30 protein-coding genes are annotated in these 25399 nt (G+C 65.2%); 13 read left to right on the forward strand and 17 right to left on the reverse strand.

Translation table 11 applies throughout. The features are described from left to right. Position 1: 1 nt before the first annotated feature. The 5 genes from nuoE to NY08_RS06530 form a co-directional block, all read right to left on the reverse strand. A complete protein-coding gene (gene nuoE / locus NY08_RS06510; protein ID WP_045195487.1) occupies positions 2-895 on the reverse strand; it encodes an NADH-quinone oxidoreductase subunit NuoE in 894 nt (297 codons plus the stop codon). Further along, a complete protein-coding gene (nuoD, locus tag NY08_RS06515; protein ID WP_032397857.1) occupies positions 892-2190 on the reverse strand; it encodes an NADH dehydrogenase (quinone) subunit D in 1299 nt (432 codons plus the stop codon). Before nuoD ends, nuoE begins: the two co-directional genes overlap by 4 nt. Further along, positions 2190-2852 carry an NADH-quinone oxidoreductase subunit C gene (locus NY08_RS06520; RefSeq protein WP_045195490.1) on the reverse strand — a complete coding sequence of 221 codons (663 nt, stop codon included), beginning with the start codon at positions 2850-2852 and terminating at the stop codon, positions 2190-2192. Before NY08_RS06520 ends, nuoD begins: the two co-directional genes overlap by 1 nt. Next, the gene (locus NY08_RS06525; RefSeq protein WP_032397855.1) at positions 2849-3403 is read right to left on the reverse strand and encodes a NuoB/complex I 20 kDa subunit family protein; all 555 of its coding nucleotides are present in this window, start codon (positions 3401-3403) and stop codon (positions 2849-2851) included. The genes NY08_RS06520 and NY08_RS06525 overlap by 4 nt, the downstream gene beginning before the upstream one ends. Positions 3404-3474: 71 nt before the next feature. Next, the gene (locus NY08_RS06530) at positions 3475-3834 is read right to left on the reverse strand and encodes an NADH-quinone oxidoreductase subunit A (RefSeq protein WP_032397854.1); all 360 of its coding nucleotides are present in this window, start codon (positions 3832-3834) and stop codon (positions 3475-3477) included. 274 nt (positions 3835-4108) lie between these two features. Here NY08_RS06530 and NY08_RS06535 point away from each other — a divergent pair, with 274 nt between their 5' ends. Then, entirely contained in the window at positions 4109-4822 is a 714-nt protein-coding gene (locus NY08_RS06535; RefSeq protein ID WP_052683956.1) for an aquaporin, read from the forward strand. Position 4823: 1 nt separating this feature from the next. Here NY08_RS06535 and NY08_RS06540 read toward each other — a convergent pair whose 3' ends face one another. Both NY08_RS06540 and NY08_RS06545 read right to left on the reverse strand, forming a co-directional pair. Beyond that, positions 4824-5273, reverse strand: a complete 450-nt coding sequence (locus tag NY08_RS06540; RefSeq protein WP_045195494.1) for a hypothetical protein — start codon at positions 5271-5273, stop codon at positions 4824-4826. Between the two features lie 79 nt (positions 5274-5352). Then, complete coding sequence (locus tag NY08_RS06545) at positions 5353-5997, reverse strand: AMIN-like domain-containing (lipo)protein (protein WP_045195496.1); 645 nt, start codon at positions 5995-5997, stop codon at positions 5353-5355. Between the two features lie 79 nt (positions 5998-6076). Between NY08_RS06545 and NY08_RS06550 the strand changes: the two genes are divergently transcribed. Beyond that, positions 6077-6373, forward strand: coding sequence for a hypothetical protein (locus NY08_RS06550; RefSeq protein WP_230597004.1), 297 nt, complete (start codon positions 6077-6079; stop codon positions 6371-6373). Positions 6374-6383: 10 nt separating this feature from the next. Here the strand turns inward: NY08_RS06550 and NY08_RS06555 are convergent, their stop codons facing one another. Then, a complete protein-coding gene (locus tag NY08_RS06555) occupies positions 6384-6815 on the reverse strand; it encodes a hypothetical protein (protein WP_045195498.1) in 432 nt (143 codons plus the stop codon). Positions 6816-6873: 58 nt separating this feature from the next. Between NY08_RS06555 and NY08_RS06560 the strand changes: the two genes are divergently transcribed. Then, the gene (locus NY08_RS06560) at positions 6874-7638 is read left to right on the forward strand and encodes a 2-phosphosulfolactate phosphatase (protein WP_045195500.1); all 765 of its coding nucleotides are present in this window, start codon (positions 6874-6876) and stop codon (positions 7636-7638) included. Positions 7639-7734: 96 nt separating this feature from the next. Then, positions 7735-8478, forward strand: coding sequence for a polyprenol monophosphomannose synthase (locus NY08_RS06565; RefSeq protein ID WP_032398379.1), 744 nt, complete (start codon positions 7735-7737; stop codon positions 8476-8478). Between the two features lie 9 nt (positions 8479-8487). Here NY08_RS06565 and NY08_RS06570 read toward each other — a convergent pair whose 3' ends face one another. Together NY08_RS06570 and NY08_RS06575 are read right to left on the reverse strand one after the other, a co-directional pair. Further along, positions 8488-9288: an SDR family oxidoreductase gene (locus NY08_RS06570; RefSeq protein WP_045195501.1), complete on the reverse strand. Its 801-nt coding sequence runs from the start codon at positions 9286-9288 to the stop codon at positions 8488-8490. Then, positions 9285-9959: a lysophospholipid acyltransferase family protein gene (locus tag NY08_RS06575; RefSeq protein ID WP_045195502.1), complete on the reverse strand. Its 675-nt coding sequence runs from the start codon at positions 9957-9959 to the stop codon at positions 9285-9287. The genes NY08_RS06570 and NY08_RS06575 overlap by 4 nt, the downstream gene beginning before the upstream one ends. 52 nt (positions 9960-10011) lie before the next feature. Here NY08_RS06575 and NY08_RS06580 point away from each other — a divergent pair, with 52 nt between their 5' ends. After that, positions 10012-10584 (forward strand): TetR/AcrR family transcriptional regulator, encoded by a 573-nt coding sequence (locus tag NY08_RS06580; RefSeq protein WP_045195503.1) that lies wholly within the window; start codon positions 10012-10014, stop codon positions 10582-10584. On the opposite strand, the gene NY08_RS06585 is transcribed toward NY08_RS06580, so the two are convergent. From NY08_RS06585 to NY08_RS06600, 4 genes are all read right to left on the reverse strand, one after another. Further along, complete coding sequence (locus NY08_RS06585; RefSeq protein WP_179272755.1) at positions 10565-11956, reverse strand: M16 family metallopeptidase; 1392 nt, start codon at positions 11954-11956, stop codon at positions 10565-10567. The two genes, NY08_RS06580 and NY08_RS06585, sit on opposite strands and share 20 nt — an antisense overlap. After that, positions 11919-14180: a polyribonucleotide nucleotidyltransferase gene (locus NY08_RS06590; protein WP_045195505.1), complete on the reverse strand. Its 2262-nt coding sequence runs from the start codon at positions 14178-14180 to the stop codon at positions 11919-11921. The genes NY08_RS06585 and NY08_RS06590 overlap by 38 nt, the downstream gene beginning before the upstream one ends. A 393-nt stretch (positions 14181-14573) precedes the next feature. Beyond that, entirely contained in the window at positions 14574-14843 is a 270-nt protein-coding gene (rpsO, locus tag NY08_RS06595; RefSeq protein WP_032397847.1) for a 30S ribosomal protein S15, read from the reverse strand. A gap of 134 nt (positions 14844-14977) precedes the next feature. After that, positions 14978-15946 (reverse strand): bifunctional riboflavin kinase/FAD synthetase, encoded by a 969-nt coding sequence (locus tag NY08_RS06600; protein ID WP_176459297.1) that lies wholly within the window; start codon positions 15944-15946, stop codon positions 14978-14980. A gap of 103 nt (positions 15947-16049) precedes the next feature. Between NY08_RS06600 and NY08_RS06605 the strand changes: the two genes are divergently transcribed. Genes NY08_RS06605 through NY08_RS06620 form a run of 4 tightly spaced genes read left to right on the forward strand, consistent with a single transcriptional unit; the run spans position 16050 to position 19466 of the window. After that, positions 16050-17012, forward strand: a complete 963-nt coding sequence (locus NY08_RS06605; protein ID WP_045195508.1) for a metal ABC transporter substrate-binding protein — start codon at positions 16050-16052, stop codon at positions 17010-17012. Next, positions 17009-17836 carry a metal ABC transporter ATP-binding protein gene (locus tag NY08_RS06610; protein ID WP_045195510.1) on the forward strand — a complete coding sequence of 276 codons (828 nt, stop codon included), beginning with the start codon at positions 17009-17011 and terminating at the stop codon, positions 17834-17836. The genes NY08_RS06605 and NY08_RS06610 overlap by 4 nt, the downstream gene beginning before the upstream one ends. A gap of 3 nt (positions 17837-17839) precedes the next feature. After that, positions 17840-18712, forward strand: coding sequence for a metal ABC transporter permease (locus tag NY08_RS06615; protein WP_045195512.1), 873 nt, complete (start codon positions 17840-17842; stop codon positions 18710-18712). Position 18713: 1 nt separating this feature from the next. Beyond that, entirely contained in the window at positions 18714-19466 is a 753-nt protein-coding gene (locus NY08_RS06620; RefSeq protein ID WP_371828393.1) for a metal-dependent transcriptional regulator, read from the forward strand. Positions 19467-19478: 12 nt separating this feature from the next. Here NY08_RS06620 and truB read toward each other — a convergent pair whose 3' ends face one another. Genes truB through NY08_RS06635 form a run of 3 tightly spaced genes read right to left on the reverse strand, consistent with a single transcriptional unit; the run spans position 19479 to position 22032 of the window. Then, positions 19479-20411, reverse strand: a complete 933-nt coding sequence (gene truB / locus NY08_RS06625; RefSeq protein ID WP_045199866.1) for a tRNA pseudouridine(55) synthase TruB — start codon at positions 20409-20411, stop codon at positions 19479-19481. Between the two features lie 35 nt (positions 20412-20446). Next, positions 20447-21112 carry a 4'-phosphopantetheinyl transferase Npt gene (gene npt / locus NY08_RS06630; RefSeq protein ID WP_045195515.1) on the reverse strand — a complete coding sequence of 222 codons (666 nt, stop codon included), beginning with the start codon at positions 21110-21112 and terminating at the stop codon, positions 20447-20449. Beyond that, on the reverse strand, positions 21109-22032 hold the full coding sequence (locus NY08_RS06635; RefSeq protein ID WP_045195517.1) for a metallophosphoesterase family protein: 924 nt from the start codon (positions 22030-22032) through the stop codon (positions 21109-21111). The genes npt and NY08_RS06635 overlap by 4 nt, the downstream gene beginning before the upstream one ends. 242 nt (positions 22033-22274) lie before the next feature. On the opposite strand from NY08_RS06635, the gene NY08_RS06640 reads away from it, so the two are divergent. The 4 genes from NY08_RS06640 to NY08_RS06655 are packed head-to-tail and all read left to right on the forward strand — an operon-like array spanning position 22275 to position 25399. After that, positions 22275-22673: a TOBE domain-containing protein gene (locus NY08_RS06640; protein WP_032398374.1), complete on the forward strand. Its 399-nt coding sequence runs from the start codon at positions 22275-22277 to the stop codon at positions 22671-22673. 10 nt (positions 22674-22683) lie between these two features. After that, on the forward strand, positions 22684-23481 hold the full coding sequence (modA, locus tag NY08_RS06645) for a molybdate ABC transporter substrate-binding protein (protein ID WP_373557299.1): 798 nt from the start codon (positions 22684-22686) through the stop codon (positions 23479-23481). Continuing rightward, positions 23478-24308, forward strand: a complete 831-nt coding sequence (locus NY08_RS06650) for an ABC transporter permease (RefSeq protein WP_045195519.1) — start codon at positions 23478-23480, stop codon at positions 24306-24308. The genes modA and NY08_RS06650 overlap by 4 nt, the downstream gene beginning before the upstream one ends. Further along, the gene (locus NY08_RS06655) at positions 24305-25399 is read left to right on the forward strand and encodes a sulfate/molybdate ABC transporter ATP-binding protein (protein ID WP_144407317.1); all 1095 of its coding nucleotides are present in this window, start codon (positions 24305-24307) and stop codon (positions 25397-25399) included. The genes NY08_RS06650 and NY08_RS06655 overlap by 4 nt, the downstream gene beginning before the upstream one ends.

Genomic DNA, 25399 nt, shown 5'->3' on the forward strand with positions numbered 1-25399 from the left:
GTCACTTCCCCTTCGTCGACGGATCGGTTTCGGTGGTGTTCGGCTGCGGTGGAACGGTCGCCGACGGAGCCGGAGCGGGCTTCTCGCGCACCGTCTCCGCCACGGCTTCGGCACCGAGATCGGGATGATCGTCCGGGGGGCCGGCGACCGCCCGGGGAGCCGACATCGAGTGCTCTCGGGCGTACCGGAGGCCGGCGAGGGTGGCTTCGCCTGCGCTGCCGGAGGATTCGAGTGCCCCGGGCCGGTCGTCGGCGAACCCGGCGAGAATTCGCTCGGTCTCGCGGAACGTGCACAGCGGCGCGCCGCGAGTCGGGGTCACCTGCTCACCGGAGCGAAGCGCGTCGACCAGTTCCCGCGCCGACGCCGGAGTTCTGTTGTCGAAGAATTCCCAGTTGACCATCATCACCGGCGCGAAGTCGCACGCGGCGTTGCACTCGATGTGCTCGAGGGTGATGGCACCGTCGACCGTGGTTCCGCCGTGATCGATGTCGAGGTGGTCCCGCAGGGCGTCCATGATGGCGTCGCCGCCCATGACGGCACACAGGGTGTTGGTGCACACTCCGACGCGATAGTTGCCGGTGGGCTCGCGGCGATACATCGAGTAGAACGTCGCGACCGCGGTCACCTCTGCTCCGGTGAGATCGAGTACGTCCGAGCAGAATTCGATTCCGGCCGGCGTGAGGTATCCGTCCTCGGATTGCACCAGGTGCAGCAACGGCAGCAACGCGGATCGGGTCTGAGGATAGCGGGCGAGGACGATGTCGGCGTCGGCGCGCAGGCGGGCCAGGACCTCTGCCGGATAGGATTCGCGTGCGTCGGGGCCGACCAGTTGTACGGCTTCCTCGGGGCGGGCTCCGAGTTGGACGAGTACCGGCTCCGAGCGTGGCGTGGTCATCGGTCCACCCCGCCCATCACCGGGTCGATACTGGCCACGGCAGCGATGACGTCGGAGATCATGCCGCCCTCGCACATCGCGGCAACCGCCTGCAGGTTGGTGAACGACGGGTCTCTGAAATGCACTCGGTACGGCCGAGTGCCGCCGTCGCTGACGATGTGCACGCCCAGTTCGCCTCGCGGCGATTCCACGGTGGAGAGCACTTGGCCCGCCGGCACTCGCATTCCCTCGGTGACCAGTTTGAAGTGGTGGATCAACGACTCCATCGAGGTGTCCATGATGGTGCGCACGTGGTCCTGAGAATTGCCGAGACCGTCGGGTCCGGAGACCAGTTCGGCCGGCCAGGCGATCTTCTTGTCGTCGATGACCACCGGTCCGGGTCGCAGCCGATCGAGAGTCTGCTCGACGATCTTGAGCGATTCCTTCATCTCTTCCACGCGAATCAGATAGCGCCCGTAGCAGTCGCATCCGGTGTCGGTGACGACATCGAACTCGTAGTTCTCGTACCCGCAGTAGGGATCGGACCGGCGCAGATCGTAGGGAAGTCCGGTCGAGCGAAGCACCGGACCAGTGACGCCGAGGGCCATGCACCCCGTCAGGTCCAGGTAGCCGACGTTCTCGGTTCTGGCCTTCCAGATCGGGTTGTCGTTGAGCATGAGTTCGAGGTCGCGTAGACGGCCAGGAAGAACCCGCAGTAGCTCGCGGACCTTGGCGATCGCATCGGCGGGCAGATCCTGAGACAAGCCCCCGGGACGGATGTACGCGTGGTTCATCCGAAGTCCGGTGATGGCCTCGAAGACGTCGAGTATCAGTTCGCGTTCCCGGAAGCCGAACAGCATCGCCGTCACGGCACCCAATTCCATTCCGCCCGTAGCCAACGCCACGAGGTGCGAGGAGATCCGATTGAGCTCCATCAGCATCACCCGGACTACCGTCGCGCGCTCGGGAATGTCGTCGGTGATGTCGAGTAGCTTCTCCACCCCGAGGCAGTACGCGGTCTCGTTGAAGAAGGGCGAGAGATAGTCCATCCGAGTGACGAACGTGACGCCCTGGGTCCAGTTACGATATTCGAGGTTCTTCTCGATACCGGTGTGCAGGTAGCCGATTCCGCACCGGGCCTCGGTGACGGTCTCGCCTTCGATCTCGAGTATCAACCGCAGCACACCATGGGTGGACGGGTGTTGCGGACCCATGTTGACCACGATGCGTTCCGTGGTCGACCCGCGGGCCAGTTCGACCACGTCGTCCCAGTCCTGACCCGACACCGCATAGATGGTTTCGTCCGTTGCGCTCATCAGTTGTACGACCTGCGCTCGTTGGGAGGCGCAACCCGAGCGCCCTTGTACTCGATGGGAATTCCGCCCAGGGGATAGTCCTTGCGTTGGGGGTGGCCGACCCAATCGTCGGGCATCTCGATCCGCGTCAGTGCGGGATGACCGTCGAAGACGATGCCGAAGAAGTCGTAGACCTCGCGTTCGTGCCAATCGTTGGTCGGATACACCGCGCAGAGCGAGGGCGTGTGCGGATCTGCATCGGGCACAGCCACTTCGAGTCGCACACGGCGTCCGTGGGTGATGGAGACCAGATGGTAGACCACGCGCAATTCCCGGCCGACATGATCCGGGTAGTGCACGCCCGATGCCCCCGTGCACAATTCGAATCTCAGTTCCCCGTCGTCACGGAGAGCACGGGCGACAGCGGGTACGTGCTCCCGCGAGAGATGCAGCGTCAGTTCGTCGCGGAAGATCACCACACGTTCGACGGCGTCCTCGAACGGTACGGCTGCGTCCCCGGCGTCGAGAACAGCGGCCAAGCGATCGACCAGGGCGTCGAAGTAACTGCCGTAGGGTCGGAGCGCGGTATCGACCGACGCCACCGGCGGCTGCAACCGGCCGTAACCGGACGTGTCGCCGCTCCCCCGGACGCCGAACATCCCGCGGGCTCCGTGCGTCGTCATCGCAGCAGCCCCTTCAAGTCGATGGTCGGGGTGGACGCCAGCGCTGCAGCCTCGGCGGCCGCGCGCACCTGCTCGCGATTGACACCGAGCGGCATTTCCTGAATCTTCTTGTGCAGCTCCAGGATTGCGTTGAGCAGCATCTCGGGTCGGGGTGGGCAACCGGGCAGGTAGATGTCGACGGGGACGATGTGATCGACACCCTGAACCACCGCGTAGTTGTTGAACATTCCGCCCGAGGACGCGCAGACACCCATGGCGAGGACCCATTTCGGCTCCGCCATCTGGTCGTACACCTGCCGCAGTACGGGCCCCATCTTCTGGCTGACACGCCCCGCCACGATCATCAGGTCCGCTTGACGCGGAGACGCACGGAACGCTTCCATGCCGAATCGCGCGAGATCGAACCGACCGGAGGTGGTGGCCATCATCTCGATCGCACAGCACGCGAGACCGAAGGTCGCGGGCCACAACGAACCCTTACGGGCGTAGCCCGCCAACCCCTCGACGGTGGTCAGCAGAAATCCGCTGGGTAGCTTCTCTTCGAGTCCCATCGATCACGCTCTTTCGCATCCGCTTGAGGTGAGAACAGTGCATCGTGCCGCCGCCGATCAGCGTTCGGGCGTCAGTCCCATCCGAGTCCGCCTCGCCGCCACTCGTAGACGTAGGCCACCGACACGTTGACGACGAACAGTGCCATGGCAACCAGTCCGAAAGCGCCCAGGACGTCGAGGTGCACGGCCCACGGATAGAGGAAGACGATCTCGATGTCGAAAATGATGAACAACATGGCGGTCAGGTAGAACTTCACCGGAAATCGTTGGCCCGTAGGCGCATGCATCGTGGGCTCGATGCCGCATTCGTACGCGTCGAACTTCGCTCGGTTGTACCGCGCCGGACCCACCATGGTTCCGACCATCACCGAGAACACCGCGAACACGACCGCAATGGCACCGAGAACGAGGATCGGAACGTAGGCGTTCATCCCGGCATCTGCTCCCTCGATCGACTACCGCGCCGGCGCGGAGTAAATGCGACGGCCGTACCAATGTGACCTGAAACACACGATATGGGTTCGGTGTCGATCTCGCGGGATTTCGAGGACTCCAGTTTCGTAATCCGTTGACACGCATGGGGCACCCGATCTCGACAGTGTGACTCAGATCACTACCGGGCCCCATGCGATCCGGTCGGACGTCAACGACAAACCTCCCGACGATCCCGGCCGAACGAGGCCGCAGCATGAAACAGGAGAAATGATGAAATCGATTTCCGTCTCGGCACTCGCCGCCGAGGGACTGGGAACTGCCCTGCTCGTGATCTTCGGAGTCGGCACCGCCGTCATCGCGGGCGACACTGTCGGCACCCCGGGCATCGCCCTGGCGTTCGGACTCACACTGCTCGCCCTCGTCTACGCGATCGGGCCTGTCTCTGGATGCCACATCAACCCGGCCGTGACGATCGGAGCCCTGATAGCTCGCGCCATCACCCCGGTCAAAGCTGCGTTCTACATCGCTGCGCAGGCCGTCGGTGCAGTGATCGGCGCGCTGATCGTACTGCTCGTGGCGTCCGGCCGCCCCGGATACGACATGTCGTCGGACGGTCTGGGCACCAACGGATTCGGCAGCTCGTCACCCGGAGGATACGGGCTGGCGTCGGTGGCGGTGTTCGAGACGATCGCGACCGGCCTGCTCGTCCTGGTCGTACTGGCCACGACCGCCCCCACCGTTCACCCCGTCGTGGCGGCCGGCATCCCGATCGGCCTCACCCTGACCGTGGTTCACCTGCTGGGCATCGGCATCGACTCGACCTCGGTCAACCCTGCTCGGTCCCTCGGCCCGGCCCTGGTCTCCGGCGGACCGGCCCTGTCACAGCTGTGGGTGTTCGTGGTGTTCCCGTTGCTCGGAGCAGTCATCGCCGGTTCGATCCACCGGTTCGTGCTGACGGTCCCCGCATCGGAGAAGACGGTCTGATCTACCGCGGTCGAGAGACCCGGCCACCGACGCGTGCCGAGCGCTGCCCCAGCAGATCGACCACCGCACGCCCGAGCCGAATCGGATCCAACGGGTGCGGTACTGCAGCCTCGGCGCGCGACCATTCGGCCAACCACGCGTCGTCCGGACGTCCGATGAGCACCAACACCGGTGGGCAATCGACAATCTCGTCCTTCAGCTGCTTCGCCAGACCCAGCCCGCCGACGGGTGAGGACTCGCCGTCGAGAATCGCCAACGCGACACCGCCTGCATCCATGTGCTCGATGACTACGGCAGCCGTGGCGATGTCGACGTATTCGATGTCACCGAGTGCGGGATCCGGTCGAGTTCCCACCGCAGACCGCACCTGGGCACGGGTAGCGGCATTGCTGCTGTACACGAGCACGCGCAGACGACCGGATGAACTCTCTCCCACTGTGGCGTCGGACACACCGCGATGCTACCGCGCTGTCCCCGCGAATCAGCCCGAAACAGCTACGGCCGACATGCATTCGACGCTGCGAGTCCGGTCAGGACTCGACGGTGACGATCACCCCGGCAGGTTCTTCGGTGGTCGTCACCGTGAACTCGGGTCGATCGGCCGCAACACCGACGAAGGCCTGCGAGATTCCGCCGGGATCGGCCAGAAAATCAACCGAGACAACAGCGGAACCCTCACTTCCTCGGACACGTTCGGGCCCGGTATACGGAGTGAACGTGCCGTCGGAGTCCGTCGATGTACCGGACAGATCCACCTGCAACACCGATCTTCCCGGCACTGCCAGCGGTTCACTCGTGGCGTAGCGGACGGCTTCGTCGACATACCGCACCGTATAGGAGACAGGGCCGTTGCCCGCCAACCGGAATTCGACAGTCGACGACCCCTCGAACACCACGTCGGTGACACCGACCGGCGACGCGCTCGGGAACCGCGCGCCATCGAGGCTCGGAGGTAGCTCTGTCACCGCGGGCGGCGGCGCTTCGACGGTCGGCACGGGATCGGTCACGGGATCACCGACCACCAACGATCCCGTGACCGTCACGTAGTTCGTGCCGGCCGAGACCTCGTCGACCGGGCCGCTGCCGTCCTCGCCGGCACAACCCGCGAGAAGACCGAGCGCCAGCGATCCGACGACCCAGAGCGCGAGTGGAGACCTGCGGTGGCCGTCGTACATCGCCGTACCGTACTGAAGAAACCGATCGGTTCGGTAGTGCTGTCCCGACGCAATTCGGTCACGATCGCACCGTCCTGCGATGCTGCTAGCGTCGGAGGGTATGGAGCCCAAGAGCTATTCGTCCGGTGAGCGTGTGTTCGGTCCGCCCAACGGGACTTTCGACGCGGACTGGGCTGCCACTGCACTGCGCTCGAACCGCCCCGAGTTGGACCATCCCACCTCGGTACGCCTGGTGGAACGGGCCTGGGAGCTGCTCCGAACGCAGGGCCTGCGCGGAGAACCGCTGGCAGCTGCACTGGACCTCGAGCCCGGTCTCGCAACTGCGGTGTCCGCCGTCGCGACCGAGACCGCCGAGCTGTATCTGGACCCTCGGTAGTTTCCGAGTCTCAGCGCGCACCGAACTGCTCGACGGCGAAGCCGGCCACGAGCACCGCTGTTCCTCCGATTTCGCCGACGATCAACGACACCATGAACAGATGCGTCCCCGGGACGGGATCGACGAACTGGTTCTCGGTGTCCCGACGAAACCCGTGCACGGTGTAGCTCACGACGGCAGCGACGAAGAACAACAGCACCACCGATGCGGCGATCAGATCCACCGGCACCGACCACGCGCTGAACTTCGCCAGCACAGCGAGTACCAGAGCGGCGAACGAGTACATCAACGCTGCCCGATGGGCGATGTCGACGTACCGGTGGGCAGTGCCGTCCGGAGACGTCGACATCTGGTGGTACTTGACGACACCCAACCCCAGTGCCCACAGCAGCAGCAGACCGGCCACGAGGACGATCACCTTGGTGTCCAGTTCCAACTGCATGTTTCTCCCCCACTAGATCCCGCGCCGAAGGTATCACCGGACTTGCTACCTTTCGGCAATGCCGGCCGACCCCGAACTGTCCCAGAACGCGTACGGACTCCGCTTCGACTGGGGTCTGCGTGGTGCCGATGCCTGTGTCGACGGCGCCGACATCGCCGTCGTCGTGGATGTCCTGTCGTTCACGACCACTCTCACGGTCGCTGTGGACGCGGGCATCGACGTCATCCCCAGTCGGTGGCGCGACGACCGGGCCACCGAGTTGGCCGAGCAGTTCGACGCGGCCCTCGCCGTGGGGCGGTCGGCCGCCTCACCGGGCCGGATCAGCTTGTGCCCGGCCACCGTACGGGCCGCGCCGGCACCGGCTCGGCTGGTGTTGCCGTCACCGAACGGGTCCACCATTGCCCACGATCTCGCGAGCACGGCCCCGCTGTGTGTGGGAGCGTCGCTGAGAAACGCGTCCGCAGTGGCGCAGTGGATACGGGCCGGAAACAGCAGTGCGGTGACAGCGGTCATAGCGGCCGGAGAACGATGGCCGGACGGATCGCTCCGCCCCGCCGTCGAGGACCTGTGGGGGGCCGGTGCAGTCATCGCCGCCCTGCTCGACGCCGGAGCAACCGATGCCTCCCCCGAAGGGAGAACAGCCGCTGCCGCGTGGCGAGCCGTCATGCACGACGTGGGCTCCGAGCTGCGGCAATGCGCCTCGGGTCGCGAATTGGCCGGGATGGGACACCCGGAAGACGTCGACATCGCAGCCGAGGTCGATTCGAGTTCCTGCGTTCCGATTCTGCGCGACGGAGTATTCGTCGACGCGGCTCGGTCGTGAGTCGACGGGCGATCCACACGACCCACGATGCCGACCCGACACGGCCGATCGTGTCCGATATTTGGATCGGACACCCGAATCACGGATCATACGGTGGTGAGTACGGAACGAGTCGCCCCCAAGACCACCGTCGTTGTACCGACGTACAACGAACGTGAGAACCTCCCCAAGCTCGTCGAGCTGCTGGCCGGGTTACAGGTGGAAGGGCTCGGTGTGTTGGTGGTCGACGACAATTCGCCGGACGGCACCGGCGAGGTCGCCGACAAATTGGCCATCGACGGACCCATCGACGTCAGCGTTCTGCACCGCACCGAGAAGAACGGGCTCGGCCGCGCATACGTCGCAGGCATGACGAGAGCGCTCGATGAAGGTGCGGACATCGTCATTCAGATGGACGCCGATCTCTCGCACCCCACCGAGGTGATTCCGGCGATGATCGACAAACTCAACACCAGCGACGCGGCCGTGGTGCTCGGATCGCGATACGTACCGGGCGGAGCGGTCGCTGCCGATTGGCCCTGGCATCGCAAGGCCCTGTCCGCATGGGCGAATTTCTACGTGAACACGATCCTGCGCCTCGGAGTCAAGGATGCGACCGCGGGATTCAAGGCGTGGCACGCGCGCACCCTGCGCACCATCGATGTCGCCTCGGTCGAGAGCAACGGGTACGCGTTCCAGGTGGAGATGAACTACCGAACCGTCAAACACGGCCTCACTCTCGCCGAAGTGCCGATCACGTTCGAGGAGCGCAGCGAGGGCGAATCCAAGATGAGCCTGTCGGTGCAGCTCGAGTCGGCATTGGTGCCCTGGAAGTTGTTGCTGGGCAAGAAGAAACTCTGATCCCACACGTCAAGGCGTGAAGCGTCGGAATCCGCCCTCGGCCCCGATCACCTGACCGGTGATCGAGCCCGAATCGGGCGAGAGCAGCATCGCCACGACGGCCGCGGCTTCGTCCGGAGAGTTCCACCGACCGCGCGGCATGTGGCGTGAAACGAACTCGTCCAGATCCGCACTGGCCCAGCCGGTATCGGTCGGACCCGGATTGATCGTGTTGACGGTGATGCCTCGCTCGATCACCGAATCGGCCAGCGTAGAGGTGATCGACGCAATGGCACCCTTGCTCACTGCGTAGGGAATTTCGGTCGGCATGGGCCCTTCGTCCTGCCCGGAGGTGAACAGTACGACGCGACCACCGTCGGGATGCGCCACGTAGCGCCGCACGAATTCCTGAACCAGGAGCAGAGACGCTCGCACGTTCACCGCCCAGGTCAGGTCGAGCGACTCCGCCGTCATCGAATCCAGATCACCCACCTGCGACCGCGCATGGTTGACTACCAGAGAATCGATCGCACCGAGCCTGAATTCGGCCGCGTCGAACAGGGCTGCCGGTGCCGCGGGATCGACGAAATCGATGTCGAGGTGGCCGAGCCTGTCGTCGGCGATCGACAACTCGGCCAACACCTTCCTCGCTCCCGGTGTGCCTGCTCCCCACGGCTCGGTGACGTCGTAGCCGTCGCACGAGTGCGCGAAGACGCGGGTGGTCTCGTCCTGCAGCAGACGGCGGGTGACAGCGAAGCCGATTCCCTGCCGCCGACCTACGCCGGTGACGAGGACTGTTCTGCCCCGTGCCGGCACGTCCGAGTTTCTCATGCCGCTTCCTTGACCGACGCGGCGTACACATCGACGTATTCTTGCCCCGACAGGTTCGCCAGCGCCGCCATCACCTCATCGGTGACCGCCCGCAGAATGACCTTGCTGTTCTCTCCCCCTGCATATCTCGTGAAATCCAGCGGCTTGCCGACGACCATGCGCACCCTCCCCGGACGCCACATTCTCGAGCCGACCGGATTGACGGCGAGCGTTCCGTGCATCACCAACGGTACGACGGGGGCACCTGTTTCGATCGCGACGCGCGCCAGGCCGGTCTTGCCCTTGTACAGCCGTCCGTCGGGCGATCGAGTTCCCTCCGGGTACACCGCCCATACCTTCCCCTGTCGCAGAATACTTTTCGCCGCCGCGAGCGCCGGTGCCGACGCGTCGGCACCGCGTCGATCGACCGGAACCTGACCCGTCGCGCTGTAGAACCACCGAAGCGCCGCCCCCTTGATTCCCCGGCCCGTGAAGTACTCGCTCTTGGCGATGAAGGTGACGCGGCGACGCACCAGGAGGACGAGGAAGAAGGAGTCGACGACCGTGAGGTGGTTGCCCGCGATGATCACCGGACCCGAGATCGGTAGATTCTGCGTCCCGGACACTCTCGGTCGACCGAGAATGCGCAGAATCGGGCCGATCAACACATATTTGAACAGCAGGTACCACACGTCTGATCCTCTCGGCTGGACAACGTCGACACCGAGAGTAGACAATGTCTACGTGCCGGACAACCTCAGGACTCGACTGGTGAACGCGGGTGTTCGCCTGCTCGAAAGCGAGGGACAGGGCGCGCTGACCATCAGAGCGGTCACCCGCGAAGCGGGCGTATCGCACGGCGCACCGAGACGGTACTTTCCGACGTTGAGCGCACTTGCCGCGGCGGTGGCTCGAGTCGGTCTGGTCGACCTGGGGCTGGCGCTGAACTCGGCGGCCCAACAAGCCGTTTCACCCCGCGAGTCACTGGATGCGATGGCACATACCTACGTGCAGTTCGCTGCGCAGCGCCAGGCGATGTTCGCACTCATCTTCAGGCACGACCTGCTCGAGGGCTCGGGCGAGAACCTGCGGCTGGCGTCGCGGCCGGTGTTCGACGCGTTGATCGACGCGGTCGAAGCCGTTGCGCCGGAGAATCCACAGTTCACAGCCCTGCGACTGTGGACCTCCGTGCACGGAATAGCGGCGCTCCACTCCACCCGTGCGCTGGAGCCGATCACCGACGTTTCGGCGGTGACGGAGTTGACCCGCCGCGCCGTGCGCGACGTGATCGCCGACGCTACCGAACGAGGGACCTGACCGACGCAGGCAGCTGACGAACGTTCTTGTAGGGGCCGACCACCGCGGCACCGAAAGGACGCTCGAGCAACACGGCTGCAACCTCGCGCACCTCGTCGTTGCCGACGCTGTCGATCCGCGCCAACGTGTCGGTGATGTCGCGGTGATTACCGTAGTTCAGTTCACTACGACCGATCCGGTTCATCCGAGAGCCCGAATCTTCGAGTCCCAGAACCAATCCGCCTCTCAACGAACCCTTGGCCCGCGCGCACTCCGCGTCGGTGATGCCCTCGGAGGCGACCTTGGCCAGCACTTCCCTGATCACCGTCGTCACTTCGCCCAAGTTCTCCGGCTGACAACCCGCATAGACGGAGAAGGCACCACTGTCGGCGAACGTGTCCACCGACGAGTACACCGAATACGCCAGACCGCGCTCTTCTCTGATCTCCTGAAAGAGACGAGAACTGAGCCCGCCGCCCACGGCCGAGTTGAGCACGGACAACGCCCAGCGGTGCCCCTCGTGTCGACCGAACGCCCGTACACCCAGGCACAGGTGGGCCTGTTCACTGTCACGAGTGGTCAGGCTCAACGTGGGCGCGCTACGCAATCGCGCTGTACCGGAACGTCTTTCGGCCGGCCTCAGGCCCTTGTCCAGATGACCGGAGAACGCTCGGCGCACGAGCGAGACGATCTGCTTGTGGTCGACGTTGCCCGCAACCGCAACGACCATGCGCTGCGGGGTGTATCGACGAACGTGGAACGAGTGCAGTTGCGCACGCGTCATCGACTCGATGGATTCGACGGAGCCGATGATCGGGCGTCCGATCGGATGATCGCCGAACATGGCTTCCAGGAAGGCATCTCCCAGCAGATCCTCCGGATCGTCGTCGCGCATGGAGATCTCTTCGAGGACCACCTGACGCTCGACGTCCACATCGGCCGATCGGCACCGACCACGCAGCACCACATCGCTGACGAGATCGATGGCGAGCGCCACGTCCTCGTCGAGCACGTGCGCATAGAAGCAAGTGCTCTCCTTCGAGGTGAACGCGTTCAGCTCGCCCCCGACGCCGTCCATCACCTGGGCGATTTCGAGCGCACTACGCGTAGGAGTCGACTTGAACAGCAAGTGTTCGAGGAAATGTGCCGCACCGGCAACACTGGGCTGTTCGTCTCGTGAGCCGACCCCGACCCACACACCGACCGAAGCCGAGCGAACGCCGGGCACGAACTCGGTGACGACCCGAAGACCACCGGGCAGAGTCGTCCGTTGCACACCCGTATCGATGGTGATGCTCTCTGGAACGGCCGAACGGTACGTCCCGAGGGGACGTACCGTTCGACTCGATTGCTTCTTACTCAGCGCTGACCTCGGCGGGTGCCTCGGAAGCATCGGCGGGAGCAGCCGCGTTGTCGTCCTCGACGGGAACGAGGCTGATCTTGCCGCGGTTGTCGATGTCGGCGATCTCGACGCGCAACTTGGATCCGACGCTGACGACGTCCTCGACCTTGTTGATGCGCTTGCCGTTGCCGAGCTTGGAGATGTGCACCAGTCCGTCGCGGCCCGGGAGCAGCGAGACGAATGCACCGAAAGCCGTTGTCTTGACAACGGTTCCGAGGAATCGCTCGCCGACCTTCGGCAGCTGCGGGTTGGCGATGGCGTTGATCATGTCGATCGCGGCCTGTGCGGACGGGCCGTCCGCTGCACCGACGTAGACAGTGCCGTCATCTTCGATGGAGATGTTGGCACCGGTCTGCTCGGTGATGGAGTTGATCATCTTGCCCTTGGGCCCGATGACCTCACCGATCTTGTCGACGGGCACCTTGATCGCGGTGACGCGAGGTGCGTACGGGCTCATCTCGTCCGGGGTGTCGATGGCCTCTGCCATGACCTCGAGGATCGTCGTGCGAGCATCCTTGGCCTGCGACAGCGCGCCGGCGAGCACCTTGGAGGGGATGCCGTCGAGCTTGGTGTCGAGCTGCAGAGCCGTGACGAAGTCCTTGGTTCCGGCGACCTTGAAGTCCATGTCACCGAACGCGTCCTCGGCACCGAGAATGTCGGTGAGTGCGACGTAGCGAGTCTCGCCGTCGACCTCGTCGGACACGAGGCCCATCGCGATACCGGCGACCGGGGCACGCAGCGGCACACCGGCATTGAGGAGCGACAGAGTCGATGCGCAGACCGAGCCCATCGAGGTCGAGCCGTTGGAGCTCAGCGCCTCGGAGACCTGACGGATGGCGTACGGGAACTCCGCCTGGCTGGGCAGCACCGGCAGCAGAGCGCGCTCGGCGAGTGCGCCGTGCCCGATCTCGCGACGCTTCGGCGAACCGACGCGGCCGGTCTCACCGGTGGAGTACGGCGGGAAGTTGTAATGGTGCATGTAGCGCTTGGACGTCTCGGGCCCCAGCGAGTCGACCTGCTGCGCCATCTTGACCATGTCGAGGGTGGTGACGCCCAGGATCTGGGTCTCCCCGCGCTCGAACAGGGCCGATCCGTGGGTACGCGGGATGATCGCGACCTCGGCGGAGAGCGAGCGGATGTCGGTGATGCCGCGGCCGTCGATGCGGAAGTGATCGGTGAGGATGCGCTGGCGAACCGACTTCTTGGTCAGTGCGCGGAACGCCGCACCGATTTCCTTCTCGCGACCGGCGAAGCTGTCTCCGACCGACGTCAGGACCTGAGCCTTGACCTCGTCGAGCTTGTTCTCACGCTCGGCCTTGCCTGCAATGGTCAGCGCCTCGTTCAGCGGGATCTTGGCGGCGTTCTCCACGGCTTCGAAGACGTCGGACTGGTACGCCGGGAAGACCGGGTAGTCGCCGGTGGGCTTGGCTGCCTTGGCGGCGAGCTCCTGCTGCGCGGTGCACAGCGCGGCGATGAAGGGCTTCGATGCCTCGAGGCCCTCGGCGACGACGGTCTCGTTGGGGGCGGTGGCACCACCCTCGATGAGCTCGATCACGTTCTCGGTGGCCTCGGCTTCGACCATCATGATCGCGACGTCTGCGTCGGCACCGGAGCCGGAGACGATGCGGCCGGCGACGACCATGTTGAACACGGCCTTCTCGAGCTGCTCGTTGGTGGGGAACGCAACCCACTGCTTGTCGATCAGTGCGACGCGAACGCCGCCGATCGGGCCGGAGAACGGCAGTCCGGCGATCTGCGTCGAGGCCGATGCCGCGTTGATCGCGACGACGTCGTACAGATCGGCCGGGTTGAGGCTCATGACCGTGATGACGACCTGAATCTCGTTGCGCAGTCCGTCGACGAACGTCGGACGCAGCGGCCGGTCGATCAGGCGGCAGGTGAGGATGGCGTCGGTGGACGGACGTCCCTCGCGGCGGAAGAACGATCCGGGGATGCGGCCCGCGGCGTACATGCGCTCTTCGACGTCGACCGTCAGCGGAAAGAAATCGAATCCCTCACGGGGGTGCTTACCTGCAGTCGTTGCCGACAGCAGCATGGTGTCCTCGTCGAGGTACGCGGCGACTGCGCCTGCGGCCTGCTGTGCGAGGCGGCCGGTCTCGAAGCGGATGGTCCGCTTGCCGAACGTGCCGTTGTCGATGATCGCAGTTGCTTCGTAGACGCCTTCTTCGACGTCCAATGTTGTGGTTTCCGACATGTGTTCTGTTCTCGTCCTCTCGTCTTTGCCGTGCCCGCGTGGACACACCACGAGCCCTCCTGGCTGTGGCGGCATACCTGTGCCGTCCATCTCCGAGCTTGTCTCGGGACGCGGCTACGCGGAGGCGGCCATCGATCGAAGCCCACCGGATCTCGTATCCGAAAGGCCACTACCGAAGACCGTCACCACGGCGTGACAGGCATACACGGCGGTGTGCGGATGCCGTGCATCCGCTTTCTCGTGCTGGTCGAACTGTTTCTTGCGGTACAAACACAGATAGCCAACGAGGAACAGTCTAAGCACTGCCTCGTTGGCTACTGCACTATTGCTGCGAGTCGGGTGCGCACCGGCGCGTCGAACGGCGCATCGGTGACATCCTCGCGTCTCCGAAGACTATCGACGCAGACCCAGACGCTCGATGAGCGAACGGTAGCGGGTGACGTCGACCTTCGCGATGTACTTGAGCAGACGACGACGACGTCCGACCAGCAGCAGCAGGCCGCGGCGGGAGTGGTGGTCGTGCTTGTGCGTCTTGAGGTGCTCGGTCAAGTCGACGATGCGCTTGGTGAGCATTGCAACCTGCGCCTCGGGCGAGCCCGTGTCGGTGGGGTGCAAGCCGTACTCGCCGAGAACGGCCTTCTTCTGTTCGGTGGTCAATGCCACTGGTACTACTCCTGATCAATGACGTCCGCGTGAAAGGAAGCAACGCGCCCCGATCGAACGACCGAGGTCGACACGACGGGATCGAAGCCGGTACAGCCGCCACGGACCGCAGCGTGCACCGAGGGGACAGCCTATCAGGCCGTGCTGGCCGCCAGGATCGAGCGGGCACGCTCGGCGTCGCGGCCCATTTCCTCCACGAGAGCTTCCATCGAGTCGAACTTCTCCATGCCCCGTAGTCGGTCGACGAAGTCGACTGCCACATGTTGCCCGTACAGGTCGGCCTCGCCGTCGAGCACGAATGCCTCGACGGTTCTGGTGCGCCCCGAGAACGTGGGATTGGTGCCCACGGACACCGCCGCAGGGTGCCGCTCCCCCGGAGTGACCGTCCCCATGATCGGGCCGGGCCCGAGCACGGTGAACCACGCCGCGTAGACGCCGTCCGCAGGAATGGCCGAGTACATGGGCGGCGCGACATTGGCTGTGGGATAACCCATCTGACGACCCCGGCCGTCGCCGTGGACGACGACACCCTCCACGCGATGCGGCCGTCCGAGCGCGGCGGCGGCTGCGGCGACGTCTCCGGCATCCACGCACGATCTGATGTACGTGGATGAGAACGTCACGGCATGCTCGGCGAGCAGGTTGACTCCGTCCACCGCGAATCCCGATCGTTCGCCGATCTTCCGGAGCATCGGCACCGTGCCGAGCGCCTTCTTGCCGTAGGTGAAGTTCTCACCGACGACGACCTCGGCAACGTGGAGCCGTTCGATCAGAATCTCGTGCACGTACCGCTCGGGGGTGAGTTTCATCAGCTCGGGCGTGAACGGCATCACACAGAACACGTCGATTCCCAGTTCCTCGGCGAGTTCGGCTCGTCTCGTCAGGGTGGTCAACTGCGCGGGATGACTGCCCGGCCGCACGACCTCCATCGGGTGCGGATCGAATGTCATGAGCACGCTGGGAACGCCGCGCTTCTTCGCGGCGCCCACCGCTCGCTCGATCAGCTGTGCGTGCCCGCGGTGAACGCCGTCGAAGACGCCGATCGTGAGCACGCATCTGCCCCAGTCGGCAGGTACATCGTCGAGACCTCGCCATCTCTGCACACCGCGAAGCCTACGGCCCGACGGCCGCTCGGTCACTCTCGGACAGGCGTGTCGCGTGCGGTAGCTATGGACAAAAAGGTATCCCCACGGTAAATATTTCGGGGTGCCTAACTTATTTCTTCGCCAGCGTGGATTTCACGCCGGACGGATTCTCGCGAGCTGGGCCGTGGTCGGACTACTGGTAGCAGCGTCGACGGGCTGCGCCCGCGCCGTCGGAGAGGACGATCCGACTGTGCTCGACGACGACAGACCCTTGGTTCTGACGACCTTCACCGTCCTCGCCGACATGGCCGCCAATGTGGCCGGCGACCACCTTCGAGTGGAATCGATCACAAAAGCCGGCGCCGAGATCCACGGCTACGAGCCGACACCGGGAGACCTACGCACCGCGGAGCAGGCCGAGTTGATCCTGGACAACGGACTCGGGCTGGAGGCCTGGTTCGAGAAATTCGTCGAGCGCATCCCCGCACCGCATGCCGTGGTGAGTGCGAACGTGGATCCGATCTACATCCGCGACGACGCGTACGCGGGCAAAGCGAACCCCCACGCGTGGATGTCCCCCGTCGTGGCCGAGACGTACGTCGAGAACATCGCCGACGCGTTCGTTGCGCTCGACCCCGCCAACAGCGACGACTACCGCGCGAACGCAGCTGCGTACGTCGAGCAACTCCGCCGGGTCGGTGCCGAGCTGGACGCCGATCTCTCCGGACTGCCCGCTCGTCAACGTGCGCTGGTCACCTGTGAGGGCGCATTCGGGTATCTGGCTCGTGACTTCGATCTGCAGGAGGCGTACCTGTGGCCGGTCAACGCCGAGCAGGAAGGCACACCGAAACAGGTGGTCCGCACCATCGATTTCGTTCGCGACAACGACGTACCCGCCGTGTTCTGCGAGTCGACCGTCTCGGACAAGGCGCAGCTGCAGGTCGCCGAGGACACCGGCGCTCGGTTCGGCGGACAGCTCTACGTCGATTCACTGAGCGATGCGGCCGGCCCCGTCCCCACGTACCTGGACCTACTGCGCTACGACGCACGGTTGATCGCCGACGCACTGGTGGGAGAACGATGAGCGAGCACACTGGGGCCCCGAATCTCAGGGCCCCGCACGAGAACGAGGCAGCGCTGGCGGTGGACACCGTCAATGTCCGATACCGCGACGTCGTGGCGCTCACCGATGCCAGTCTGACGCTCGCACCGGGCCGGGTGTGTGGGTTGGTCGGCATGAACGGATCGGGCAAGTCGACGCTCTTCAAGGCCGTCATGGGAGTGGTGAAGCCGAACTCCGGATCGATCACCGTGTTCGGCGGCGACCCGGCTCGGGCGCGCAAGGCCGGAACGGTGAGCTACGTACCCCAGGCCGAATCCGTCGACTGGACGTTCCCGATCAGCGTGCGCGACGTGGTGATGATGGGCCGATACGGGAAGCAGAATTTTCTTCGCACTCCCCGAGCAGCCGATCGACGGGCGGTCGACGAGGCTCTCGAGCGCGTCGACCTGGCCGAACTCGCGAGCCGACAGATCGGTCAGCTCTCCGGCGGTCAACGCAAGCGTGCGTTCGTCGCCCGCGCCATCGCCCAGGAGGCGTCGTTGCTGTTGCTCGACGAGCCCTTCGCCGGCGTGGACAAGAAGACCGAAGCCACCATCACCCGGCTGCTCCGCGAACTCGCCGCACACGGCGCCTCGGTTCTCGTGTCGACGCACGATCTCCATGCTCTGCCGGATCTGTGCGACGAGGCAATTCTGCTGCAGCAACGGGTGCTGATGCACGGCAGTCCCGCCGAGGTACTGCGTCCGGAGAACCTGGCGCTGGCCTTCGGCATCGACCCGTCGAAGGTCGACCAACTCGGTGCAGGCAATCGAACCCAGGCCACCCCGACCACGGAAGCGAGCTGAACCGTGTATCTCGTCGATTTTCTCGTCGAACCACTCGAATACACCTTCATGCAGCGGGCCCTCCTGGTGACCGTGACCGCCTCGATCGTGTGCGCGGTGCTGAGCTGCTGGCTCGTTCTCATCGGGTGGTCGCTGATGGGCGACGCGGTCTCGCACGCCGTGCTGCCCGGCGTCGCATTGTCGTATCTGCTCGGTGCACCGTTCGCGATCGGCGCTCTTCTGTTCGCGCTCATCGCGGTCGGTGCCATCGGGGTCGTGCGCAACACCACCATCGTCAAGGAGGACGCCGCCATCGGCGTCGTCTTCACCACCTTGTTCGCGCTCGGTGTCGTCCTGATCTCCAAGTTTCCGAGCCAGATCGACCTCAACCACATCCTGTTCGGCAATCTGCTCGGCGTCTCGCAGGCGGACATGATCCAGGTGTTCGTGCTCGGCGGCATCGCGTTGGCCGTCATGATCGTCAAGCGTCGGGACTTCACTCTCTTCGCCTTCGACCGCACCCAGGCCCGCGCCGTCGGGATCAATCCGACGGTTATCTCGGCTGTGATGCTGACCCTGCTGGCTTTGACGACCGTGGTGGCACTTCAGGCCGTCGGCGTGATTCTCGTGGTGGCGATGCTCATCACCCCAGGTGCGTCGGCGTATCTGCTCACGCACAGCTTCGCCCGCATGCTGGTACTGGCACCGCTTGTTTCGGTGGGTTGCGCGCTGGTGGGGATCTACGCCAGCTTCTATCTCGACGTGTCCTCCGGTGGCAGCGTCGTGCTCACTCAGGGGTTGGTCTTCGTGCTTGCTTACCTCTTCAGCCCCTCACAGGGCATCGTCGTCCGCGCCGTGCGCCGACGCGGACAGGTACCGGTGGCTCCGGCCGGGTGAGATGTCTTTTTCCATTGGATTGCCTAAGCTCGGCGACGTGGCGCAACGAAAAGACGATCCCGCACCGGCCGACGAGGGCGTCCAGCTGTCCGCGGTTGCGCAGGATTACCTCAAGGTCATCTGGACGGCCAGTGAGTGGAGCGAGGACTCCGTCAGCACCAAGATGCTCTCCGAGCGCATCGGCGTTTCCGCATCGACGGTGTCCGAGGCGATTCGCAAGCTCGCCGACCAGGGCATGGTCGACCACGCCCGCTACGGAGCCATCTCGTTGACCGAGAAGGGCCGCCTGGCTGCCATCGGCATGGTGCGTCGGCACCGTCTGATCGAGACCTATCTGGTCCGCGAACTGGGGTACGGCTGGGACGAAGTGCACGACGAGGCAGAGATTCTCGAACATGCAGTCTCGGATCTGATGATGGATCGAATCGACGCCAAACTGGGTCACCCCGAACGGGACCCGCACGGCGACCCGATTCCGTCGGTGGACGGTGCGATCGAGACTCCGTCCGCGACTCGCCTGAGCGAGTACCTCGACGGACAATCCGGCCGAGTCGCCAGAATTTCCGATTCCGACCCGGCCATGCTCCGCTACTTCGATTCCGTCGGCATCACGCTGGACCTGCCGATCACGGTGGTCGAACGACGTGACTACGCCGGCACCGTCGCCATCGAGCTCGCCCGCACCGACGCCACCGATTCGATCGACCTCGGCCACCGCGCCGCCGAAGCGATCTGGATGGTTCCGGCGAACTGACGTCGGTTCGCTTCAGTGTCCGCGCAAGGTCGCGGGCCGCACCACCATGACCGAACTCGCGCGCTTGCCCTTCTCCTGAAGCAGAGCGATGGTGTGACCCGTGGGATCGACCGCCGCGTACACCCCGTCGATTCCGACCGGATCCAGCCACCTTCCCTGGCTCAACGACTCCGCCTCACCCGCGTCGATCTGCCGGTGCGGAAAGGCCGTTCGCGCCGCCTGGTCGATGTCCAGGCTCACGGCCGGGTTCTCGGCCAGCTCTTCGAGCGTCCGCGCATGGTCGAGGGTGAAGGGTCCGACGCGAGTGCGACGCAGCACGGTCAGGTGGCCGCCGACGCCGAGTGCAGCGCCGAGATCGCGCGCCAGGGCACGCACATAGGTCCCGGACGTGCAGTCCACCTCGACATCGAGGTCGACGAATGCCGATTCGTTGTCCACGACATCGCGCCTGGCCGTCACGTCGAATCGGCTGACGCTGACCTTGCGGGCGGCGAGGGTGAACTCCTCACCTGCGCGGGACAGTTTGTGGGCGCGTTGCCCGTCGACCTTGATGGCGCTGACGCTCGCAGGCACCTGCTCGATGTCGCCCGTCAGGGCAGCGATCGCGGCCTGGATCTCGGAGTCGGAGACGTGCACGGCCGAGACATCGGCCAGCACGTCGCCCTCGGCGTCGTCGGTCGTCGTGCTCCGGCCGAGCCGGATGGTCGCGGTGTAGGACTTGGTGGTCAGCGAGAGCAATCCCAGCATCTTGGTCGCACGCTCCACGCCGAGCACCAGCACGCCCGTCGCCATGGGGTCCAGAGTCCCCGCGTGGCCGACCTTCCTGGTGCGCAACAGTTTTCGACACGACGCCACCACGTCGTGGCTCGTCACACCCGGCCCCTTGTCGACCACCAAGAGGCCGGCACCGACGAGACCGGACGAAATCTTTTCACGGGCACTCACGAGAGAGCATTGTGCCAGGCCCGCGAATCCGGCCGTCACATCACCGAGATCGCCGTCATCACCAGACCGCCGGCCACCATCCAGCGACCGTCGAACGCCGACAGAGGCGGGCCGGAGACGGTGTCGCCCGGCACCAACAACTCGGAATGGAACGTTCCCGAGAGGTCGTCGCCGGAGCCGGTTCGCTCGAAGGTGATGTGCGCGTCCTCGAAACCGAGCCACCGTCCGGTCAACGGCTCCCAGGCCTTGTAGGTCGCTTCCTTGGCACAGAACAACACTCGGTCCCAGTGGATGTCCTCACGACCGGCCGTCTCCAGCCACTCCCGCTCGGCCGGCAGGCTCACCGCCTCGAGCACGCCGTCGGGCAAGGGGCCGTGCGGCTCGGCGTCGATCCCCACCGACCGCACCTGCATCGAATAGGCCAGGACCGCGCCGCGATAGCCGTCGCAGTGGGTCAAGGATCCGACCACACCCTTCGGCCACTGCGGTGCACCGGACTTGCCGCGCATGATCGGCGCGGGCTCCACACCCAACTTCTCCATCGCCACCCGAGCACAGTGTCGAGCCGAGGTGAACTCACGCTTGCGCTTGTCCACCGCCTTGGCCACCAGCGGAGCTTCGAGCGGATGCGGCGTCAAACCCGGTGGGTCCACGAACAATTCGGCCGAGACGACGCCGTTGGGAAGTATCGATTCGATCACTTGCCTGCCCTCATCTTCTCTACCTCTGCCTCCATCTCGGGCGTCACCGTGAAGTGTCCGCCCCACTTGTTCAACGCACCCGGCGGATACTCGGGGACCGGAAGAATCTGGCGCAGAACGTTCTTCGGCAGGCCGCGGCGCTGCCATTCGCGCGGGTAACCCACCGACACCTCCTCGAAGCGAACGCCGTCGTAGTAGGTCGTCCGCGGGATGTGCAGGTGTCCGTACACCGAGCAGATCGCGTTGTACTGCGTGTGCCAATCCGCCGTCAGAGTGGACCCGCACCACAGCGCGAACTCCGGGTAGAACAGCACCTCGGTGGGCTGCCGGACCATCGGGAAGTGGTTGATCAACACGGTCGGAACGGAGGTGTCCAACGCATCGAGACGCTCCCGGGTGGCGTCGATCCGCGCATGGCACCAGGCATCTCGCGTCGCGTACGGCTGCGAGGACAGCAGGAATTCGTCGGTGGCGACGACGTTCTTCTCTCGCGCGATAGCCAGGCCGTGCTCCTTGTCGCGCGCTCCCTGGGGCAAGAACGTGTAGTCGTAGAGCAGGAACATCGGCACGATCGTCGCCGGGCCGCCTTCACCCTCCCAACGCAGGTACGGATCCTCCGGGGTGACGACGTCGATCTCGCGGCACAGGTTGACCAGGTACTCGTAGCGGGCGGCACCGTGGATCTGGACAGGATCTTTCACCGTCGTCCACAGCTCGTGATTTCCGGGAACCCAGATGACCTTCGCGAAACGGCTACGGAGCAGTTCGAGCGCCCACTTGATGTCGTCGGTCTTCTCCGACACGTCGCCGGCAACGATCAGCCAGTCGTCGGGAGATTCGGGAAAGATGTCCTCGGTCACGGGTCGGTTACCCCGATGTCCGACGTGAATGTCGCTCACTGCCCACAGCTTCGCTGCCACTGAAAATTCCTTCCGATGCGCTCGGCCGCCGGCGTCGAATCGCCAGAACCGTCCGAGTACGTACCAACGTCCAATACTCCATGCAGATTCCGCGCAGTGTCCGGGCGGGGTGACGCGGCGATTCGGTCGACGACCGAACGGTGTTGCTCACCGACACCGAGATCGAGTCGAAAGACCCGCAGATTCGGGTATATGGTGCCTCTCATGACTTGTTTGCGGAAGTTTGCTGGGGTTGCGTCCCGATGACAGTGCCCCCGGTTCGCGTTCGTGACGCCGCAGCGCTCCTCGGTGTCAGTGACGACACCGTGCGCAGATGGATCGACAGCGGAGCGCTGCCCGCGCTCGAGGACGAGACCGGACGCAAGGTCATCGCCGGTCGCGACCTCGCGGACTACGCACGCGAGCATGCCGTTCCTCCGCCCGAGATCTCGTCGGGTGGCAGCTCGGCCCGCAACCGGCTCGTGGGTTTGGTCACCGAGGTCGTCTCGGACGCGGTGATGAGCGAGGTGAGCATGCAGTGCGGGCCGTTCACGATCGTGTCGCTGATGAGCACCCGATCGGTTCGCGAACTGGGGCTCGAGCCCGGCAAGGTCACCGTCGCTGTCGTCAAGGCGACCACCGTCATCGTCGAGACACCGTAGAACGCAGGAGATGTTCGTGAAGACAATGCGCCAGGTATCAGCCCTCGTGGTTGCAGCCACCCTGATGCTCGTCGGATGCAGCTCGCAGTCCGATTCGACAACGCCCGATGCGGCCTCGGACGCCCACGCAGTCGGAGGCGAGATCACGGTCTTCGCCGCAGCATCGCTTCGCGCGACGTTCACCGATCTCGGTACCCGCTTCGAGGCCGAACACCCCGGAACCTCGGTGGAGTTCAGTTTCGCGGGTTCGTCCGATCTGGCCGCACAGCTGATCTCCGGCGCGCCAGCCGACGTCTTCGCCTCCGCGGATACGAAGAACATGACCGCGACGGTCGACGAGAATCTGGTGGCCGGCAGTCCCGTCGACTTCGCGTCCAACACTCTGACCATCGTGACCGCCCCCGGAAACCCGGACCGCATAGCCTCGTTCGCCGATCTGGCGAACCCCGATGTTCTGACCGTGATCTGCGCGCCCCAGGTGCCCTGCGGTGCGGCGACGGCCGCGGTCGAGACCGCAACCGGCACGCTCGTCCCGGCCGTGAGCGAGGAATCCTCGGTCACCGACGTACTGGGCAAGGTCACCTCGGGGCAGGCCGATGCCGGACTGGTCTACGTCACCGACGCCGCCGGAGCAGGCGCAGCCGTGACCACGGTGCCCTTCGAGGAGTCGAGCGAGGCCGTCAACACCTACCCGATCGCGACACTGCGGGGTTCCGGCAACCCCGACACAGCGCGCGCATTCACCGAGTTCGTCACCGGACCCGTCGGCCGAGACGTGCTCGGTCGAGCCGGTTTCGCGGCACCGTGACCGCCAGAGCCGTCGACGGCGGGCAACCATCGGCAGGACGCCGTCCGACCGTCGGGGTACCGCCGTGGATATTCGCACCGGCCGCCGTGGGCGCCCTGCTCGTCGTGTTGCCTTTGGCCGCGATGTTCACCCGAATCGACTGGTCGAATTTTCTCGGTCTCGTCACCTCCGAATCCGCCGTCGCAGCACTGGTTCTGAGCCTGAAGACAGCGACGGCCAGCACCGCAGTGTGCGTGCTTCTGGGCGTTCCGATGGCAATCGTGCTCTCGCGCAGCTCGATTCGAGGGCTGTCGATCCTTCGTTCTCTCGTCGTACTGCCCTTGGTTCTTCCCCCGGTGGTCGGCGGCATCGCGCTGCTCTACACCTTCGGACGCCAAGGCCTGTTGGGCGAGCACCTCGAAGCCTTCGGTATTCGAATAGCGTTCACCACCTCGGCCGTCGTGTTGGCGCAGGTGTTCGTGTCGCTCCCCTTCCTCGTCGTCGGCGTCGAGGGAGCCCTCCGTACGGCCGGCGACCGATACGACGTGGTGGCTGCCACCCTCGGTGCCACCCCCACGACCGTCCTACGGCGGGTCACCGTTCCACTGATTCTTCCCGGACTGATGTCCGGAACAGTCCTCGCCTTCGCCCGCGCACTCGGAGAATTCGGCGCGACGTTGACCTTCGCCGGTTCTCTCGAAGGTGTGACCAGGACGCTACCGCTGGAAATCTACCTGCAGCGCGAGAGCGACCCCGATGCCGCGGTGGCGCTGTCGCTGGTGCTGATTCTGGTCGCGGCACTCGTTGTCGTCACCGCACGCGGCACCCGATCGTCGGGAACGCTGTGAGTTCACTACACCTGAGGGCCACCCTCGGTATCCGCGGCATCGATCTCGAACTCGATGCCCGCGAGGGCGAGACGGTGGCTGTTCTGGGGCCGAACGGGGCGGGCAAATCGACACTGCTGCAACTCGTCTCGGGCGTGGTGGCACCCGACCACGGAATCGTCCGACTGGGCGAGGACGTGTTGACCGACACCGCATCGAACACCGCCGTGCCGATTCATGCGCGAGGCGTTGCGACCCTCGCTCAGGAAGCTCTGCTGTTTCCTCACATGGACGCTCGCACGAACGTGGCCTTCGCACCACGCAGCGCCGGCGCGGACCGCGCCACCGCCCGGACAGTCGCCGATACCTGGCTCGACGCCGTCGGAGCCTCCCACCTGGCCGATCGCCGCCCTGCGCAGTTGTCCGGCGGCCAGGCCCAACGTATCGCCATCGCGCGCGCTCTCGCGGCCGATCCACGCCTGTTGCTGCTCGACGAACCCCTGGCGGCACTGGATGTCGACACGGCACCGGGCATTCGGCGCGTGCTGCGCACAGTGTTGCGCGAGAGCGGTCGCACGGCCTTGATCGTGACCCACGACCTGCTCGACGTCGTTGCACTCGCCGATTCCGTCGCAGTCGTCGACGGCGGGCGCGTCGTCGAGAGAGGCTCGGTCACCGAGGTCCTCACTGCCCCTCGCAGCGAATTCGGTGCCCGCATCGCCGGGGTGAACCTGATCTCGGGACGAGCCGTCGACGCCGACGACTCGACGTCCCTGACCACCGACTGGGGAGTGACGGTGCACGGCTCCGGGCGGCACGCCACCGACACTCCACTGGTAGCGGTGTTCTCCCCCGCCGCTGTGTCGGTACACCCGACAGCACCGGATGCAAGCCCCCGCAACGTGTTCGAGGTGGTGATCGAAGAGATGGAGGTGCAGGGCTCCGGCATTCGTGTTCGGTCACGTCCGCAACCCGACGGTTCCCCCGGCATGGCCGCCGACATCACCCCGGCTGCGGTATCGGATCTCGGGCTCGAGCCCGGCCGCAGCGTGTTCTTCGTCGTCAAGAGCCACGAGGTGGCGTTGCACCCCGCGTTGCCGTCGCAGCCCTGA

The sequence above is a fragment of the Rhodococcus sp. B7740 genome, assembly GCF_000954115.1.
Taxonomy (GTDB): domain Bacteria; phylum Actinomycetota; class Actinomycetes; order Mycobacteriales; family Mycobacteriaceae; genus Rhodococcoides.

Excerpts from the sequence above, each read along its gene's own strand:
- NY08_RS06530 (WP_032397854.1), bottom strand. The coding sequence starts at position 3,834 with ATGAACGCCTACGTTCCGATCCTCGTTCTCGGTGCCATTGCGGTCGTG.
- NY08_RS06560 (WP_045195500.1), top strand. The coding sequence starts at position 6,874 with ATGCCGGCCGACCCCGAACTGTCCCAGAACGCGTACGGACTCCGCTTC.
- NY08_RS06525 (WP_032397855.1), bottom strand. The coding sequence starts at position 3,403 with ATGGGACTCGAAGAGAAGCTACCCAGCGGATTTCTGCTGACCACCGTC.
- NY08_RS06610 (WP_045195510.1), top strand. The coding sequence starts at position 17,009 with ATGAGCGAGCACACTGGGGCCCCGAATCTCAGGGCCCCGCACGAGAAC.
- NY08_RS06535 (WP_052683956.1), top strand. The coding sequence starts at position 4,109 with ATGAAATCGATTTCCGTCTCGGCACTCGCCGCCGAGGGACTGGGAACT.
- nuoE (WP_045195487.1), bottom strand. The coding sequence starts at position 895 with ATGACCACGCCACGCTCGGAGCCGGTACTCGTCCAACTCGGAGCCCGC.
- NY08_RS06640 (WP_032398374.1), top strand. The coding sequence starts at position 22,275 with ATGACAGTGCCCCCGGTTCGCGTTCGTGACGCCGCAGCGCTCCTCGGT.
- NY08_RS06585 (WP_179272755.1), bottom strand. The coding sequence starts at position 11,956 with ATGCTTCCGAGGCACCCGCCGAGGTCAGCGCTGAGTAAGAAGCAATCG.
- NY08_RS06590 (WP_045195505.1), bottom strand. The coding sequence starts at position 14,180 with ATGTCGGAAACCACAACATTGGACGTCGAAGAAGGCGTCTACGAAGCA.
- NY08_RS06555 (WP_045195498.1), bottom strand. The coding sequence starts at position 6,815 with ATGCAGTTGGAACTGGACACCAAGGTGATCGTCCTCGTGGCCGGTCTG.
- NY08_RS06545 (WP_045195496.1), bottom strand. The coding sequence starts at position 5,997 with ATGTACGACGGCCACCGCAGGTCTCCACTCGCGCTCTGGGTCGTCGGA.
- NY08_RS06520 (WP_045195490.1), bottom strand. The coding sequence starts at position 2,852 with ATGACGACGCACGGAGCCCGCGGGATGTTCGGCGTCCGGGGGAGCGGC.
- modA (WP_373557299.1), top strand. The coding sequence starts at position 22,684 with ATGTTCGTGAAGACAATGCGCCAGGTATCAGCCCTCGTGGTTGCAGCC.
- NY08_RS06620 (WP_371828393.1), top strand. The coding sequence starts at position 18,714 with ATGTCTTTTTCCATTGGATTGCCTAAGCTCGGCGACGTGGCGCAACGA.
- NY08_RS06570 (WP_045195501.1), bottom strand. The coding sequence starts at position 9,288 with ATGAGAAACTCGGACGTGCCGGCACGGGGCAGAACAGTCCTCGTCACC.
- NY08_RS06550 (WP_230597004.1), top strand. The coding sequence starts at position 6,077 with ATGCTGCTAGCGTCGGAGGGTATGGAGCCCAAGAGCTATTCGTCCGGT.
- nuoD (WP_032397857.1), bottom strand. The coding sequence starts at position 2,190 with ATGAGCGCAACGGACGAAACCATCTATGCGGTGTCGGGTCAGGACTGG.